This window comes from Phaeobacter sp. JH20_34 (assembly GCF_048056095.1).
Lineage (GTDB): Bacteria > Pseudomonadota > Alphaproteobacteria > Rhodobacterales > Rhodobacteraceae > Phaeobacter > Phaeobacter bryozoorum.
This window is the reverse complement of sequence record NZ_JAYMWT010000021.1, coordinates 380,286-395,007: the sequence shown is the minus strand read 5'-3', so window position 1 is coordinate 395,007 and position 14,722 is coordinate 380,286. Positions and strand designations below refer to the sequence as shown.

At 65.9% G+C, this 14,722-nt stretch carries 14 protein-coding genes and 1 riboswitch; of the genes, 2 read left to right on the top strand and 12 right to left on the bottom strand.

Features of this window, described 5'->3' with window-relative positions; all coding sequences use genetic code 11:
- Positions 1-161: 161 nt before the first annotated feature.
- Genes cobA through cbiE form a run of 5 tightly spaced genes read right to left on the bottom strand, consistent with a single transcriptional unit; the run spans position 162 to position 4,608 of the window.
- Entirely contained in the window at positions 162-926 is a 765-nt protein-coding gene (cobA, locus tag VWZ81_RS16490; protein ID WP_416540507.1) for a uroporphyrinogen-III C-methyltransferase, read from the bottom strand.
- Positions 923-2,242: a cobyrinate a,c-diamide synthase gene (locus VWZ81_RS16485; protein WP_416543122.1), complete on the bottom strand. Its 1,320-nt coding sequence runs from the start codon at positions 2,240-2,242 to the stop codon at positions 923-925. Before VWZ81_RS16485 ends, cobA begins: the two co-directional genes overlap by 4 nt.
- 4 nt (positions 2,243-2,246) lie before the next feature.
- Positions 2,247-3,041, bottom strand: a complete 795-nt coding sequence (gene cobM / locus VWZ81_RS16480) for a precorrin-4 C(11)-methyltransferase (protein ID WP_416543121.1) — start codon at positions 3,039-3,041, stop codon at positions 2,247-2,249.
- Positions 3,038-3,415, bottom strand: coding sequence for a cobalamin biosynthesis protein (locus tag VWZ81_RS16475; protein WP_416543120.1), 378 nt, complete (start codon positions 3,413-3,415; stop codon positions 3,038-3,040). Before VWZ81_RS16475 ends, cobM begins: the two co-directional genes overlap by 4 nt.
- Positions 3,412-4,608 (bottom strand): precorrin-6y C5,15-methyltransferase (decarboxylating) subunit CbiE, encoded by a 1,197-nt coding sequence (gene cbiE, locus VWZ81_RS16470; RefSeq protein ID WP_416543119.1) that lies wholly within the window; start codon positions 4,606-4,608, stop codon positions 3,412-3,414. Before cbiE ends, VWZ81_RS16475 begins: the two co-directional genes overlap by 4 nt.
- Here cbiE and VWZ81_RS16465 point away from each other — a divergent pair.
- Positions 4,607-5,347: a cobalt-precorrin-6A reductase gene (locus VWZ81_RS16465; RefSeq protein ID WP_416543118.1), complete on the top strand. Its 741-nt coding sequence runs from the start codon at positions 4,607-4,609 to the stop codon at positions 5,345-5,347. The genes cbiE and VWZ81_RS16465 overlap by 2 nt on opposite strands.
- Here VWZ81_RS16465 and cobJ read toward each other — a convergent pair.
- The 7 genes from cobJ to VWZ81_RS16430 form a co-directional block, all read right to left on the bottom strand.
- Positions 5,344-6,108: a precorrin-3B C(17)-methyltransferase gene (gene cobJ, locus VWZ81_RS16460; RefSeq protein ID WP_416543117.1), complete on the bottom strand. Its 765-nt coding sequence runs from the start codon at positions 6,106-6,108 to the stop codon at positions 5,344-5,346. The two genes, VWZ81_RS16465 and cobJ, sit on opposite strands and share 4 nt — an antisense overlap.
- Positions 6,105-6,833 carry a precorrin-2 C(20)-methyltransferase gene (locus VWZ81_RS16455; RefSeq protein WP_260087413.1) on the bottom strand — a complete coding sequence of 243 codons (729 nt, stop codon included), beginning with the start codon at positions 6,831-6,833 and terminating at the stop codon, positions 6,105-6,107. Before VWZ81_RS16455 ends, cobJ begins: the two co-directional genes overlap by 4 nt.
- A 3-nt stretch (positions 6,834-6,836) precedes the next feature.
- Positions 6,837-7,466, bottom strand: coding sequence for a precorrin-8X methylmutase (locus tag VWZ81_RS16450; protein ID WP_416543116.1), 630 nt, complete (start codon positions 7,464-7,466; stop codon positions 6,837-6,839).
- Position 7,467: 1 nt separating this feature from the next.
- Positions 7,468-8,646 carry a precorrin-3B synthase gene (cobG, locus tag VWZ81_RS16445; protein ID WP_416543115.1) on the bottom strand — a complete coding sequence of 393 codons (1,179 nt, stop codon included), beginning with the start codon at positions 8,644-8,646 and terminating at the stop codon, positions 7,468-7,470.
- On the bottom strand, positions 8,643-11,888 hold the full coding sequence (gene cobN, locus VWZ81_RS16440) for a cobaltochelatase subunit CobN (protein WP_416543114.1): 3,246 nt from the start codon (positions 11,886-11,888) through the stop codon (positions 8,643-8,645). The genes cobG and cobN overlap by 4 nt, the downstream gene beginning before the upstream one ends.
- A gap of 91 nt (positions 11,889-11,979) precedes the next feature.
- Complete coding sequence (gene cobW / locus VWZ81_RS16435) at positions 11,980-13,059, bottom strand: cobalamin biosynthesis protein CobW (RefSeq protein ID WP_416534771.1); 1,080 nt, start codon at positions 13,057-13,059, stop codon at positions 11,980-11,982.
- Positions 13,060-13,063: 4 nt separating this feature from the next.
- Complete coding sequence (locus tag VWZ81_RS16430; RefSeq protein WP_416543113.1) at positions 13,064-13,471, bottom strand: DUF1636 family protein; 408 nt, start codon at positions 13,469-13,471, stop codon at positions 13,064-13,066.
- Between the two features lie 97 nt (positions 13,472-13,568).
- Positions 13,569-13,789, bottom strand: a riboswitch (cobalamin riboswitch).
- A 50-nt stretch (positions 13,790-13,839) separates the two neighbouring features.
- On the opposite strand from VWZ81_RS16430, the gene cobO reads away from it, so the two are divergent.
- A complete protein-coding gene (gene cobO, locus VWZ81_RS16425; RefSeq protein WP_340544893.1) occupies positions 13,840-14,475 on the top strand; it encodes a cob(I)yrinic acid a,c-diamide adenosyltransferase in 636 nt (211 codons plus the stop codon).
- The last annotated feature ends 247 nt before the right edge of the window (positions 14,476-14,722 follow it).

Here is a 14,722-nt window from a genome sequence, read left to right as displayed (position 1 = left end):
GAATCCGGCCCCGGAGAAGGCGATTGCGACGCGCCCTTGGGTCAGCTGCGGCGAACACGCGAAAATGGAAATGCCCCACCCGCGAAACACGGGCAGGGTGTGGTGCGCTCAGAGCGGGATGACCTATGGTCCGGGCGCAGGAACCGCGCGGTGACGGCGGGTCAGTGGTCGTCCTTGGCCTTCACGGCGGCATGGGCCGGATCCGCAGGCTGATCGGCAAGCGGGCCATAGAGGATCAGCACCGGCGCGGTGGTCTCCATCGCACGCAGCACCTCCGGCAGCTCGCCCACCGTGTGGCAATGCAGCTCCTGCTCCGGCGTCGAGACCCCCAGTGCAATCAGCGCATGGGTCTGCGGGGGCAGCCCCGCCTCCAGCAGCTTCTCCGCCAGCGCCGCAAAGGTCCGCTTGCCCATATAGACCACGGTGGTCGCATCCGGGTCCGCCAGTGCGGCGAGGTTCAGCTGATCGGGCAGCCCACCGGTCACGTCATGGCCGGTGATGAACTGCAACCGCCGCGCCGTCAGCCGCCGGGTCAGCGGGATATTCGCAGCCGCCGCCGCTGCCGAGGCCGCGGTAACGCCGGGCACGATCTCGAACCCGATACCCGCCTGCCGCAGCGCGGTGATTTCTTCCTCCAGCCGACCAAAGACACCGGAATCGCCCGATTTCAGCCGCACCACATGCAGCCCACTTTGGGCATAATCCACCAGAAGCTGGCTCACATGGTCCTGCTTGGGGGAGGGACGTCCGGCCCGTTTGCCCACGCCCACCAGATCCGCGTCGGCGCGGGCATGGGTCAGGATCGGCCCCGAGGACAGGTCGTCAAACAGCACCGCATCCGCGGCCTCCAGCCGCTTCACCGCCTTCACGGTCAAGAGCTCCGGGTCGCCCGGACCGGAGGAGACAAAGGAGACAAAACCGCTCATGCGCGCTCTCCCGTGATCAGGTGAAAGAACGTGCCGGTAACATGGCCCTTGATCGAGCCGGTCTCTGGCACCGGCCCGCCGTCGGCATCCATGACATTGGCCAGCGGCGCATCGGGTTCTTCCAGAATGGTCGAATAATGGAACTCATGGCCGCGCAGTGCTGTGCCTGCGTCAAATCCGGGCATCGCCGCCTGAAGCACCGCACGGCGGTAGCCAAGGTGGAACTTGCGCTTCTCGTAGGAGGTCACGAGGCCCAAGAGGCCCAGCATCCGGTGGCGGTTGCCCTCCTTGTCGATCAGCGCCTCGCCCAGGGCCATGTAGCCGCCGCATTCGCCATGCACCGGCCTGGTCTCGGCGTGCTTGCGGACACCGGCGCGGAAGGTCTCCGCCGCCGCCAGCGTGCCGCCGTGCAGCTCGGGGTAGCCGCCGGGCAGCCAGACCAGATCGGCATCCGCCGCAGGGGCTTCATCGGCCAGCGGCGAGAACGGCAGGATCTCTGCTCCCGCCGCGCGCCAGCCTTCCAGCAGGTGCGGATAGGTGAAGGAAAACGCCGCATCCCGCGCCAGCGCAATCCGCTGGGCAGGTGGCTTTGGCAGGCTGGCCGGCGCGGGTGCGGGACCTGCCAGGGCAGCTGCCTTGATCGCGTCGAGGTCGACATTCTCGCGCAGGAACGCCGCATAGCCCGCGATGGCGGCTTCCAGATCGGGATGCTCCACCGCCTGGATCAGACCCAGATGCCGCTCCGGCAAAGCCAGATCGCCGCGTCGGGGCAGGGAGCCGAGCACCTTGATGCCTGCCTTCTCCATCCCCAGCCGGGTCAGCCGCTCATGGCGCGGGCTGGCAACACGATTGAGGATCACCCCGGCAAAGGGCACTTCGGTGTCATAATTCTTGAACCCCAGCGCCGTGGCCGCCGCCGATTGCGCCTGTCCGCCCACGTCTACCACCAGCACCACCGGCCAGCCCATCCGCTTGGCGGTCTCGGCGGAGGAGCCAAAGCCCGACTGCCCGCGCGTCGCCACACCGTCATAAAGGCCCATGGAGCCTTCTCCGACGCAGATCTCCGCCCCCGCAGATTGCGCTGTGACTGCATCCAGCAGGCCGCCGTCCATCGCCCAGGTATCGAGGTTGAAACTGGGCCGTTTTGCTGCTGCCAGGTGGAAGGCCGGGTCGATATAGTCCGGCCCGCTCTTGTAAGGCTGAACGGTCAGCCCGTCCTCGGCCAGCGCCCGCAGGAGGCCCAGCATCACGGTGGTCTTGCCGGTGCCCGAGGAGGGCGCGGAGATCATCAGTCCGGGAGGGTTCAGGTTGGTCATGGCCTTAATCGTCCCCATGGCTCCAGCTCGACCACGGGCTGTCGGCGCTCTGCGGCCGGTAGCGGCGATCGTATTCGGTGGAATAGAGGCAGCTTTCGTCAAAGCCCTCACCCTTCAGCACCGGTCCAACAAGGATCAGCGCGGTGCGGGAGATTTTCTCGTCCAGCGCATCCTTCAAGGTCTCCAGCGTGGCGCGGATGATCTGCTGATCCGGCCAGCTGGCGCGGTAGACCACGGCCACCGGACAATCCGCGCCGTAATGCGGTGTCAGGCTGTCCACCACATGGTCCAGATTGCCGATCGACAGGTGAATGGCCAGCGTGGCACCGGTACGGGCGAAATTCTCCAGCGTCTCGCCCTCGGGCATCGAGGACGCGCGCCCCGGCGTGCGGGTCAGCACCACTGACTGGCCAAGGCCCGGCAGGGTCAGCTCGGTCCCCAGCGCGGCAGCAGCGGCGGCAAAGGATGGCACACCGGGGGTGACGCTCACCGGAATGCCCTCCGCCTTCAATCGGCGCAGCTGTTCGCCCATCGCCGACCACACCGACAGATCGCCCGAATGCAACCGCGCCACGTCCTGTCCCGCCTCATGCGCCGCCTTGATCTCCGCCACGATGGCATCCAGATCCATCGCCGCGGTGTTCACGATCTTTGCATCCTCGGGGCAATGGCTCAGGATCTCCTCCGGCACCAGCGAGCCTGCGTATAGGCACACCGGGCAGGCGGCGATGATATCGCGCCCGCGCAGGGTCAGAAGATCGGCAGCGCCCGGTCCGGCGCCAATGAAGTGAACGGTCATGGCTCAAGTCTTTCTGCTATGGCCGCGGTGGCAAGCCCATCCGCGGTGACAACTCTCGGGGAAAGAAGGCGCGCGCGCGCGCCCTTCACCCCATGGCACGCGCCCGCCAGCGCCGCGGCTTCCGCCAGCGACCCGGTGCCGAACCGCGCCTTTATCCTTGGCGAGCAGGTCAATGTCCGCTCCCCGGTTATATCCTGTTCCTGCAATGAAATCACCGGCAGCCCAAGGCTGCGCGCAAACTCCTGCATAGCGGGGGCGTCGGCCTTCTGAGCGATGGAGGCCAGCGCATCCACCCGCTCCCCGGTCAGCGCCAGCGCGGCCTGCAAATCCGCCGCCGTGGCCGTGCTGCGGAACCCGATGCCTGCCACCTTCATCGCGTGACACTCCATTGTATGACAGGCCGCGCCCGGCGCCAGTCGCGCATGGTGCCCAGCGGCCCGGCCTCGGCGATCTCCGCTTTCAAGAGATGCCCGCCACGGTCCGCATGGGCCTGCATCAAGAGGGTTTCGGTTTCCAGCGTCACCCCATTGGCAACCAGCCGGGTGCCTGCGGGCAAGATGTCCCACAGATGATCCAGCAGCGCCTGCGACCCGCCGCCGCCGATGAACACGCAGTCTGGTATCTCAAACCCGTCCAGCACCTCCGGCGCCTTGCCCAGCACCGCTGTCATCCGGTGATCCAGCCCGAACGCTGTGGCATTGGCGCGAATGTTTGCCAGCCGGCTTTCGCGCGGCTCGAAGGTGATCGCCCGCGCACCCTGTGCGGCCAGGCACCACTCGACCGAGACCGAGCCGGAGCCGCCGCCGATGTCCCACAGCAGCTCACCTGCGCGCGGGGCCAGCGCCGACAGGGTCAGCGCCCGAATGGGGCGTTTGGTGATCTGCCCGTCACTTGCAAAGAGATCATCCGCCAGCCCCGACGCCTGCGGCAGCCCGGGCCGCATGGCCTCGATGGCCATAAGGACCGGCGCTTCTGCCTGCGGCAGATCCCAGGCTTCGGCTGTTGCTTGGCGCAGCCGTTGCCTTGGCCCGCCCAGCCGTTCCATCACATGAAGCCGCGCGTCGCGCTGGCCGTTTGCAACCAGCCATTGCGCCAGCTCCGCCGGCGCCTTGCCATCGCGCAGGGTGCAGATCACCCGCACGCCCCGGCCCAGCAGCGGCAGCAGCCGCGCAAAAGGTGCGGCATGAAGGCCAAGGCACAGAACCTCCTCCAGCTTCCAGCCCAGAAGATTGGCGGCCAGCGCAAAACAGGATGGCGCCGGGTGCGACACCCATTCACCCGCCTCCAGATCCCGCACCAGCGAGCCGCCGGCGCCATGCCAGAACGGATCGCCGGAGGCGAGAACAGCGACTTTGCGCCCGCGCATCGCCAGCACCGGCCCGGTTGAAAACGGCACCGGCCAGGGCTGACCCTTGCTGCCGGCCTCCACCAGCTCCAGATGCCGCGGGCCGCCAAAGATCACCTCGGCCTGCTCCAGCGCCTTCCGGCTTGCATCGCTTAAGGAATCCAGTCCATTTTCGCCCAGACCAACGATTGTGAGCCAGTGCTTGGAAAGGCCATCAGACATGACACGCATCCTCCTGCTGGGCGGCACCACCGAGGCCTCGCAATTGGCCAAAACCCTTGCGGAAACTGGCGCGGATGCAGTGTTTTCCTACGCGGGCCGCACCGCCAGACCGGTCAGCCAGCCGCTGCCCACCCGCATTGGCGGCTTTGGTGGCGTGGAGGGGCTGGCGGCATACCTTCAGGCCGAAAACATCACCCATGTGGTCGACGCGACCCACCCCTTCGCGGCGCAGATGAGCACCAACGCGGTGCACGCCTGCGAAGCGGCGGGCGTGCCGCTCTGTGCCTTTGAGCGCCCGGCCTGGCAGGCGGGGGAGGGCGACCGGTGGGTTCACACGGACAGCATCGAAGGCGCGGTAAATGCTCTGCCGGATTCCCCCGCGCGGGTGTTTCTGGCGATCGGCAAACAGAACCTTGCGCAATTCGCCGCCAAACCGCAGCACCACTACCTTCTGCGGCTGGTGGACGAACCTGAGGCCGACTTGCCGCTGCCAAACACCACGGTCGAAATCGCCCGCGGGCCGTTTGACGTGGCGGGCGACACAGATCTGATGCAGCGCCACGCCATCACCCATATCGTGGCCAAGAACGCCGGCGGTGCAGGCGCAGCCGCCAAACTCACCGCCGCGCGCACCCTCGGCCTGCCGGTCATCATGATCGGCAGACCCGAGGTGCCTCAGCGCCCCGTCATGGGCAGCGTGGCAGAGGTGATGGCCTGGCTGTTGCATTCCGCCGCTTAACCCTCAGCCGCGTAGCGGGGGGTATAAACGTAATGGCCCACCCGCCGCGTGTCGCGGTTGCCGACAATAACCACCGTGCGCATGTCGGCCATCTCGGGCGTTGCGTCCTTCAGCGGCACGGTCAGCAGCTCCTGTCCCGGCTTGGTCACGTCGCGGGCAAAGGTGATCAGCGTCTCCGCACCGCAGGCCTCGCGCAGGATCTCCAGCGCGCGGGCAAACTGATGCGGTCGCGACTTGGAGCGCGGGTTGTAAAACGCCATCGCCAGACCGGCCTCGCCAACCAGTTGCAGGCGTTTTTCAATGAGGCTCCAGGGCTTCAGGTTGTCGCTGAGGTTGATGGCGGCAAAGTCATGCCCCAGCGGCGCGCCGATGGCGGCTGCGGCGGCCAGCATCGCGGTGATGCCGGGCAGCACCTTGATCTCCAGATTCAGCCACTCGGGGTTGCGTTCGGCGTTGCTTTCCAGCGCTTCGAACACGGCAGAGGCCATGGCGAACACCCCCGGATCACCGGAGGAGACAACGACAACCCGCTTGCCCTCGGATGCCATTTCCAGCGCATGGGTGGCGCGGTCCACCTCGACCCGGTTGTCGGTGGCATGCAGCGTCAGCCCCTCGCGCGGCGCGACCCGGTTGACGTAGGGGATATAGCCAACGATATCCGTGGCCTCATCAATGGCGTCGCGCACCTCCTGCGTTACCAATGCCTCGTTGCCGGGCCCAAGCCCCGCAATCACCACCCAGCCGTTTTGCGCTAGTTTCATGGCCGGCGCCCCTGTCCGTGAACCAATACGATGGAGAAATAGGGCACTTCGCCGTCGATCTCCGACAGCTTCTGCACGGTTTGGCCGGGCATGGTGCCGCGTTCGACCAGCCAGGCGTCATCTGCGCGGCCCGCACGTTCCAGCGCGCGGCGCAGTTTGGGCAGGTTGCGGCCGATTTTCATGACGACCAGCGCGTCGGTTTCTGCCGCGCGTTTGGCCAGCTCATCCTCGCTGAGGGTGGCCATCGCCACGGTCAGCACATCATCGCCCCAGGTGATCGGCTGGCCGGAGGCGGTCCAGCAGCCGGACATGCCGGTGATGCCGGGAATGATCTCCTGCGCGGCCCGGCCCTGAAGGCGGGTGTAGAGATGCATATAAGAGCCATAGAGGAACGGATCCCCCTCACAGAGCACCACGACGTCCTCGGTCTGGGCAATCTCGGCCAATGTATCGGCCCAGCGGTCATAGAACTCCGCCAGCACCCGGTTGTATTCGGGGTCTGAGAAATGGATCTCGGTGGTGACCGGGTATTCCATCGCGTGTTCGGTGACGCCGTCTGCCAGCATGCCTTCGACAATCGCGCGGGCCTGGCCCTTGCGGCCGGCCTTGCGGAAATAGGCGATGTGGCGCGCGCCGGAAATCATCCGGTGCGAGCGCAGGCTCATCAGATCGGGATCGCCGGGGCCGAGCCCCGCGCAGATGACTTTGCCCTTCGCAATGGTCATGGCTTACTCTTTCCAGCTCGCCAGCGCGTTCACGGCAGCGACAGTGATTGCAGACCCGCCGAGGCGCCCTTTGACGATCATCGACGGCACTGGCAGATCTTCCATCAGCGCCTCTTTGGATTCCATCGCACCGACAAAACCGACGGGACAGCCGATAATGGCGGCGGGGCGGGGGCAATCGGGGTCTTTCAGCATGTTCAACAGGTGAAACAGCGCGGTTGGGGCATTGCCGATGGCCACGACCGCACCTTCCAGTTTCGGGCGCCAAAGCTCCAGCGCGGCGGCGGAGCGGGTGTTGGACATCTCCTTGGCCAGCTCCGGCACCTTTGGGTCGCGCAGGGTACAGATCACCTCATTGTCCGCGGGCAGGCGCGGGCGGGTGATGCCCTCGGAGACCATATACGCATCGCAGAGGATCGGCGCGCCCTTGGCAAGGGCTGCGCGGGCGGTTTCGGCCATGCCTTGGGAAAACCGCACATGCTCCTCCAGCCCCACCATGCCTGCGGCGTGGATCATGCGGACGACGACAACTTCCTCGTCCTTGCTGAAGCGCGCCAGATCGGCCTCGCGGCGGATGGTGGCAAAGCTTTCGGCATAGATCGCGGCGCCATTGGTTTCATAGGTGTGGAGCATATCAGCTGCCCTCTGTCATAAGGTCTGGAGCGGCGCGTAAGCGGGCGGCGCTCAGGGAGGTGTTTAGCGGGTGATCGGCGGCAGTGCCATTGCGGATCAGGTCAAATTGGTCGTCACCGGTGGCGGTCAGCACCAGATCGGCGGGGCGGGGGTGGGCGCAGCCTTTGGCGCAGCCGGAGACATGCAGATGCAGGCCCGCAGGCACCGCAGGGGCCAGATCGCGGGCCAAAGCGCGCGTCGCCGCGCGCGCCTGCGGGCAGCCGGGTGCCCCGGTGCAGGCGCTCACCCGCAGGCGGGGATCGGTTGCATCCAGGATCAGGTCGGGCAGGGGGGGCAGGGTGCTGGCGCCTTCGACAAGCAGCATCCGCCAGGGGGTGAGCCGCAGCGCACCGTGATCGGCCAGCGCCGCCAACGTGCGGGCAGGCATCTGGCCAAATTCCAAAGCCACCAACAGCCCCTGCGCCGATGCGCCCGGGAGAGGCCGGAGGGAAGACGTTGCGGCACCGACCGTTGCCACATGCGCCGCAGGGGGGCCGCGGCGCGCAATCAGCCGGTGCATTCTGCCACGCCCCCCGGACGCGCCGCCTTGGTCGAGAAACCAGCGCGCCAGCGCGAGGGCGTCGCCTGCGGCACTGTCAGCCGTGACCGGCAGGCCCCTGTCTGCACCATCGGCGCGCAGGATCAGCCCGTCAGGGCCACGTTCGATGCGGATATCTGCGGCTGTCTCGGCCAGCACGGGCAGGTCACCACAGTCCACGGCAAAGCCGAACTTGCCGGGAAGCGCCAGATCGCGGGCCTCCGTCAGCGCGGCGGCCAGCGTCTGCGCAATCTGGTGGCTGTCGTCGCCTGCGCGCCAGAACGGCGTCAGGGTGATATTGCGACGCGCTTCGGCCTCTGCGTCCTCATCGACCAGACCCAGATCGCCAAGACCTGCGATCAGTTGCAGATGGGCGTCCTCGCGAATGCCGCGCAGTTGCAGATTGGCGCGGGCGGAAATATCGACAATGCCGGATCCACAGCGCTGCGCCAGATCGGCCAGACCGCGCGCCTGATCCGGTGTGAGCCGCCCCAAAGGTGCGCGCACCCGCACCACCAGCCCGTCGCCCGACATCATCGGACGCAGCGCACCGGGGCACCAGCCATAGACTTTGGGCGCTGGGGAGGCGGCTTGCTCAGTCACACCGCGCCCTCCAGCTCGGCCATGATCGAGTTCCGCCGCGTGCTCCACAGGCCGGCATCAAACAGCGCGCGAAAGCGGTCGCGCATGGCAGCCAGCGCGTCGGGGTTCTCGCGCTCCATGAAGTCGACCAGATCCTCGCGGCCCAAAGTGGCCTCGAAATAGAGATCAAAGAGATGCGGCTGCACCACCTGCGCCAGATGGGCAAAGGCCGCCATATGATCCAGCGTCGCCGCGATTTCCGCCGCGCCGCGAAAGCCGTGGTTCATCATCGAGGTGGCCCAGTCCGGATTGGCGGCACGGGCGCGCGTCACCCGGGCGATCTCCTCGCCCAAGCTGCGCGCCTGCGGTTTGTCAGGCCGGGTGGCATCCATGTGGTAGAGCGCCGGTGCCTTTTGGCCGATGCGCGCCATGGCGGCGGCAAACCCGGCCTCATGCGCGGCATAATCCGAGGCCACCAGCAGGTCGGTTTCCGGCAGATCCTGCAGGTGCACAAAACTATCCGCGGTTTGCAGCCGGATCTCCAGGGCCTCGCGGGCATCGGTGATGGTGCCCTTGGCATCAATCGCGTGCGAAGACGCGTTGAGCCAGGCCTCGCCCGCTGCCGCGCGGGCCGCGTCGCTGTAGTCATCCAGATGCGGGTTCATCGATAGGCCATATTGGCCCGGTTTCGGGCCAAAAACGCGGGGCGTCTGCGCCAGATAGGGATTGTCGCTCGCGCTTTCCTCGCGGCCTGCCAGCGCGGCGGCGGCGGCCTCGAACATCTGCGCCAGACCGGGGAAGACGTCACGGAACAGACCGGAGACCCGCAGGGTGACATCAATGCGTGGCCGGTTCAGCATCGAGAGCGGCAGCACCTCGAAACCGGAGACGCGCTCGGAGCCTTCGTCCCACTTGGGCGCCAGCCCCGCCAGATGCAGCGCCATGGCAAATTCCTCGCCCGCGGTGCGCATGGTGGCCGAGCCCCAGAGATCAATCACCAGCCCGCGTGGCCAGTCGCCATGGTCCTGAAGATGGCGGCGCAGCAGCTCTTCCGCCAGCTTGACCCCTTGCGCCTGCGCCGCGCGCGACGGCACCGCGCGGGGATCCGTGGTAAAGAGGTTGCGCCCGGTCGGGATCACATCCGTACGGCCGCGAAACGGCGAGCCGGAGGGGCCGGGGGGCACCATATGCCCGTTCAGCGCAGCAATCAGACCGGCGCGTTCCTCAGCGCCGCATTGACCGGTGCCAAAGATATGCAGCCCTTCCCCGTATTGGCTTTCCTTGATGTCGCAGACAAAGGCGTCGATCCGGGTGATCGCCTCGGCGGGCGAGGTGTCTGGCGTGAGGCCCAGATCAGCCTCCACGCCTGTGCCCTGCGCCTCGGCCCGGATGCTGTCGATCAGCCGGTCGCGGCGGGCCGGATCCAGTCCATCAGCGGTGGAATATTCATCAAGCAGGCTTTCCAGCCGCGCCATGCCTGCGGGCAGATTGGTCTGCGCCAGCGGCGGCGGCAGATGGCCTAGGGTGACGGCGCCAATGCGGCGCTTGGCCTGTGCGGCCTCGCCCGGATCATTGACGATAAAGGGATAGGCAACAGGCAGCGGCCCGGTCAGCACCTCGGGCCAGCAGTGCTCCGACAGGGCGACGGCCTTGCCCGGCAGCCACTCCAGCGTACCATGGGCGCCGATGTGGACAATGGCGTCGGACTGGCTGCGCAGCCACATGTAGAACGCCACATAGGCATGGCGCGGGGTGCGGTCGAGATCGTGGTAATCATCGACGCGGGTTTTCACCTCGCCGCGTTCGGGTTGCAGCGCGATCAGCGCCTTGCCTGCCCGCAACGCCTTGAAGTGAAAGGCACCATCGCGGCAATCCGGGTCTTCCTCAGCGGCACCCCAGGCCTCCGACAGCCTGTCCTGCAACACCTTCGGCAGGGTCGCCAGCGCAGCCCTGTAGCCCTCTAGCGAGATGGTCTGCGTCTCCGCCATCAGCCGCAGGCCGGTGCTTTCCAGCGGTTCCACGACATAGCCCTGATCCCAGAGCTCGCGCAGGATTTCATCGCAGGAGGCCAGCGCATCCAGTCCCACCGCATGGGCCAGATTGTGATCGCGGCCCGGATAGGTGGACAGCACCAGCGCCAGACGTTTGTCGGCATTGGGCAGCTGCGCCAGCCGCAGCCAGCCCTCGATCCGGTCAACGGCTGCGGTGATGCGGCCGGGATCGGCGCGATGGGCAAAGCGGGAATATTGCAGATCCGGGTCTTTCTTGCCCGGCGCCTTGAAGCTGACCAGCCCGGCGAAAATGCGGCCATCCACCTCGGGCAGCACCACATGCATGGCAAGATCGGCCGGGGACAGCCCGCGATCGGCCTCGGCCCAGTCCTTGCGCCGCGCGGTGGACAAGGCGACCTGGAACACCGGACAGCCGGTGGTGGAGAGCGGCGACGCGCTGCCATCGGTGCCCTGCGCCGAGAAGGCGGTGGCGTTCACGATGGCTGCCGGGGCCAGTCCGGGCAGTTTGTCACGCAGCCAGTCCGCGCTGGCCGGTGCCTTGAGGCTGGCAGCAAAGGCGCCATAGGCCGCATAACCCCGTCCGCGCAGCTCATTGATCAGCGCATCCACCGGGGCGGTATCGGCCGCCGTCAGATAGGAGCGGTAGAAACTCACCAATATGAGGGGTTTGTCCTGCGCCGGCAGATCCGCCAGCACTCCTTTTTCCGGGTCATAGAACCCGTGTTCGGGCGTGCTCTTGAGGCCAAGGACCGGACCGGCATAAAGCCCCGCCGCCAGCGACAGCTGGGCAAGTGCGGCCTGTGCCGCCACCGCACCGCCGGCATCACATAGATGCTGGAGCCGGCGCAGAGTTGAAACCGGCAGGGTCGAGAGGGCGTCCAGACGGGCATCTTCGCGCCCGTCAGCCGGCAGGATCGCCAGCGCGATGCCCTTGCGCCGCGCCAGATCCTGTAGCGTGGCAAGCCCGTAGGACCAGTAGCTTTCGCCGCCGATCAGACGTACCAGAACGCCCTTGGCGCCCTCCAGTGTCTGTTCGGCATAGACATCGACCGAGAGCGGGTGTTTCAGCGCCACCAGATTGGCAAGGCGCAGGCTGGGCAGCTTGCCCTCGGCCCGGTGCCAGCCCGCCGCAAAGGCCCCGAGATCGCTGTCGGAGAACGACAGCACCACAAGGTCCGCAGGCGTCTGCCCCAGATCCTGTGGTGTATCACTCTCGTCGAGGCCGTGGCTTTCGCGGAAGACGACATGCATGGGTCAGGCCTTTGTATTCTGGCAGGCGGCGGGCGCTCTGTGGGCTGCGTCCGAGCCTGGGAGGGTGCGAATGCGCCCGACCGGCATCGGCTCAGGCCCCCAGCTCGGCGCGGATGGCGGCGGCGTCGATGTTGTCATGCTCGGCAATCACCACCAGCTGGGTACGCCGGGGCATGTCACCCCAGGGCTGGTCATATTGCGCACGCAGGCGTTCGCCCACGGCCTGAACAAGCATCCGCATCGGTTTTCCTTCCACCGCCACATAACCTTTGACGCGCAGGATATTGCGCTCGCGGGCGAGTTTCACGATGGCATCTTGCAATGCCTGCGGATCGGAAACTTCGCCGAGGTCGACCACGATTGTATCAAAATCGTCATGGCTGTGATCATGGTGGTGATGATCGTGATCGTGGTCGTGATCATCGTCATGGTGGTGATGATGCTCATGGTGCGACGGGCGCGCATCCAGATCGTCTTCGGCCGCGGCCTCAAGCCCCAGAATGACGCGCGGGTCGATCACGCCTTCGGACATCGACAGGATCGGCAGTTTGCGCGGCGCTTCGGCCTCGATCATCGCGCGTGCCTTGTCCAGGCCCTCTTCACCGGCCAGATCGGCCTTCGACAGCAGGATGATGTCCGCGCAGGAGATCTGATCCTTGAACAGCTCCGACAGCGGGGTTTCATGGTCGATGCCCTCATCGGCTTCCCGCTGGGCCTGCACCGCATCCAGATCGGTGGCGAACTGGCCCTTGGCGACCGCTTCGGCGTCGGCCAGCGCAACCACGCCATCCACGGTGATGCGCGACCGGATCGCGGGCCAGTCAAAGGCCTTCAGCAGCGGTTTCGGCAGCGCCAGACCGGAGGTTTCGATCACGATGTGATCGGGTTTTTCCGGCAGGTTCATCAGCTGTTCGATGGTGGGGATGAAATCATCGGCCACGGTGCAGCAGATACACCCGTTGGCGAGCTCCATGATGTTCTCCGCCGGGCAGTTCTCATCGGCGCAGGATTTCAGGATTTCACCGTCCACACCGGCGGTGCCAAATTCATTGACCACCACGGCCAGACGCTTGCCCTGCGGGTTCTGCATCAGATGGCGGATCAGGGTGGTTTTGCCCGCACCAAGGAAGCCGGTGATGACGGTGACGGGGATTTTGTTCAGATCGCTCATGGGGTCAGTCCTTGGACAAGGAGGGAGGAGTGGGAGAGGTCGCCGCAGGTGCGGGCGCAGGCGGGATACGGGCGATGGATTGCTTGCGGAACACCACGGGGCGTTCGCGCCAGGGCACCAGACCATCCGTGGTGGCGGCATAGGCGGCAGCGCCGCTCAGGATGTCGGGCACATGCTCGTCGGGATCAAGATCACCGTAGATGTAGCTCCAGCGGGCGTCGCCGCCGCTCAGCACCATGGAACAGCCACGGGTGCAGGCCGAGAGGCATTCGACACCGCGCACCGCAACGCCTTCGGGCAGATCGGCCTCTTGCAGGGCGGCCAGCATACGGGCACCGGGGCGGGGGGCCTCCGGGTCGGTCACCTCGCCGCGACGGCAGGTGGTGCAGATCGTCAATATTACCTCGGCCATGAGCGCCCTTCACTTGGTTCAGCGAGGGGGCTGCGGGCCAGCGGGGGCGCGAGGGTCGCGCGCGGATCCCAGCCGGTCGCGGAACACCCCGTCCGCCCGTTGCATTTCGTGCGTTGGCAGGTCTCCCGGCTTGCGGATGCCAGGACCTTTTTCGGGTCCTGACGGTCATCCTGCCTTCCCGAGTGGTACTCAGTGGCGTCGGAGACCTCTCCGGTCACGGTCGCGGGGGCGGCTGTGCTTTGACGGACCCTGATGGCCCAACTGTCACATTCCCTCTTCGCCTGCCAAATGGCAGGAACCAACAAAACCCCCTTGCGCCATTGCCCCTGTCTTTGTCAAGAGATGGGCGAACCAGTAGGAGAGCCACAATGAGCGATACGCCCGAGACCGACATTTCCGAAGCAGAAGCGGCACGCCATGCGGCGAAAATGGCCAAGAAGAAGGCCGCCCGCGACCGCATGATGCAGAACAAGGATGGCGAAAAGGGGCTGATCATCGTCCACACCGGCCCGGGCAAGGGCAAGTCCAGCTCCGGATTTGGCATGATCATGCGCTGCATTGCCCATGGGATGCCCTCGGCAGTGGTGCAGTTCATCAAAGGCGCCTGGCAGACCGGTGAACGCACCCTGATCGAGGAGAACTTCAGCGAGCTGTGCCAGTTCTACGCGATGGGCGAAGGCTTTACCTGGGAGACCCAGGACAAGGCGCGCGATATTGCCGCCGCACAGAAGGGCTGGGAGAAGGCCAAGGAGATGATCCGCGACGAGCGCAACGCCATGGTGCTCCTCGATGAAATCAACATCGCGCTGCGCTATGACTACATCGACATTGCCGATGTGGTGGAATTCCTTGAGACCGAGAAACCGCCGATGACCCATGTCGTCCTGACCGGTCGCAACGCCAAGGAAGAGCTGATCGAGATCGCCGATCTGGTCACCGAAATGGGTCAGATCAAACATCCTTTCCGCGACGGCATCAAAGCCCAGAAGGGTGTGGAGTTCTGATTTCCTGACGTGATCGTGACATGAGGCAAAAAGCTCCTGCACTATTTTGCGGGGGCTTTTTTTTTGTTGGCGATTGTTGTTCGGATGCGGGGTCGGTGGCAGGCGGTGAAAGCGGACCCGCAGGGCGGGCTCCGGGCCGGGAGAGTCCGAATTCTTGAAATTTATCTCGATTTTCCACGGTAAATTTACGGCTGTGTAACGCACAAGGTTTAGGCAGGTCACCTACACAAGTAGCGATGGGAAATCA

What these genes read in the sequence shown, in the direction of transcription:
- cobA (WP_416540507.1), bottom strand. Translation starts at nt 926, where the DNA reads ATGAGCGGTTTTGTCTCCTTTGTCTCCTCCGGTCCGGGCGACCCGGAG.
- VWZ81_RS16485 (WP_416543122.1), bottom strand. Translation starts at nt 2,242, where the DNA reads ATGACCAACCTGAACCCTCCCGGACTGATGATCTCCGCGCCCTCCTCG.
- cobM (WP_416543121.1), bottom strand. Translation starts at nt 3,041, where the DNA reads ATGACCGTTCACTTCATTGGCGCCGGACCGGGCGCTGCCGATCTTCTG.
- VWZ81_RS16475 (WP_416543120.1), bottom strand. Translation starts at nt 3,415, where the DNA reads ATGAAGGTGGCAGGCATCGGGTTCCGCAGCACGGCCACGGCGGCGGAT.
- VWZ81_RS16465 (WP_416543118.1), top strand. Translation starts at nt 4,607, where the DNA reads ATGACACGCATCCTCCTGCTGGGCGGCACCACCGAGGCCTCGCAATTG.
- cbiE (WP_416543119.1), bottom strand. Translation starts at nt 4,608, where the DNA reads ATGTCTGATGGCCTTTCCAAGCACTGGCTCACAATCGTTGGTCTGGGC.
- cobJ (WP_416543117.1), bottom strand. Translation starts at nt 6,108, where the DNA reads ATGAAACTAGCGCAAAACGGCTGGGTGGTGATTGCGGGGCTTGGGCCC.
- VWZ81_RS16455 (WP_260087413.1), bottom strand. Translation starts at nt 6,833, where the DNA reads ATGACCATTGCGAAGGGCAAAGTCATCTGCGCGGGGCTCGGCCCCGGC.
- VWZ81_RS16450 (WP_416543116.1), bottom strand. Translation starts at nt 7,466, where the DNA reads ATGCTCCACACCTATGAAACCAATGGCGCCGCGATCTATGCCGAAAGC.
- cobN (WP_416543114.1), bottom strand. Translation starts at nt 11,888, where the DNA reads ATGCATGTCGTCTTCCGCGAAAGCCACGGCCTCGACGAGAGTGATACA.
- cobW (WP_416534771.1), bottom strand. Translation starts at nt 13,059, where the DNA reads ATGAGCGATCTGAACAAAATCCCCGTCACCGTCATCACCGGCTTCCTT.
- VWZ81_RS16430 (WP_416543113.1), bottom strand. Translation starts at nt 13,471, where the DNA reads ATGGCCGAGGTAATATTGACGATCTGCACCACCTGCCGTCGCGGCGAG.
- cobO (WP_340544893.1), top strand. Translation starts at nt 13,840, where the DNA reads ATGAGCGATACGCCCGAGACCGACATTTCCGAAGCAGAAGCGGCACGC.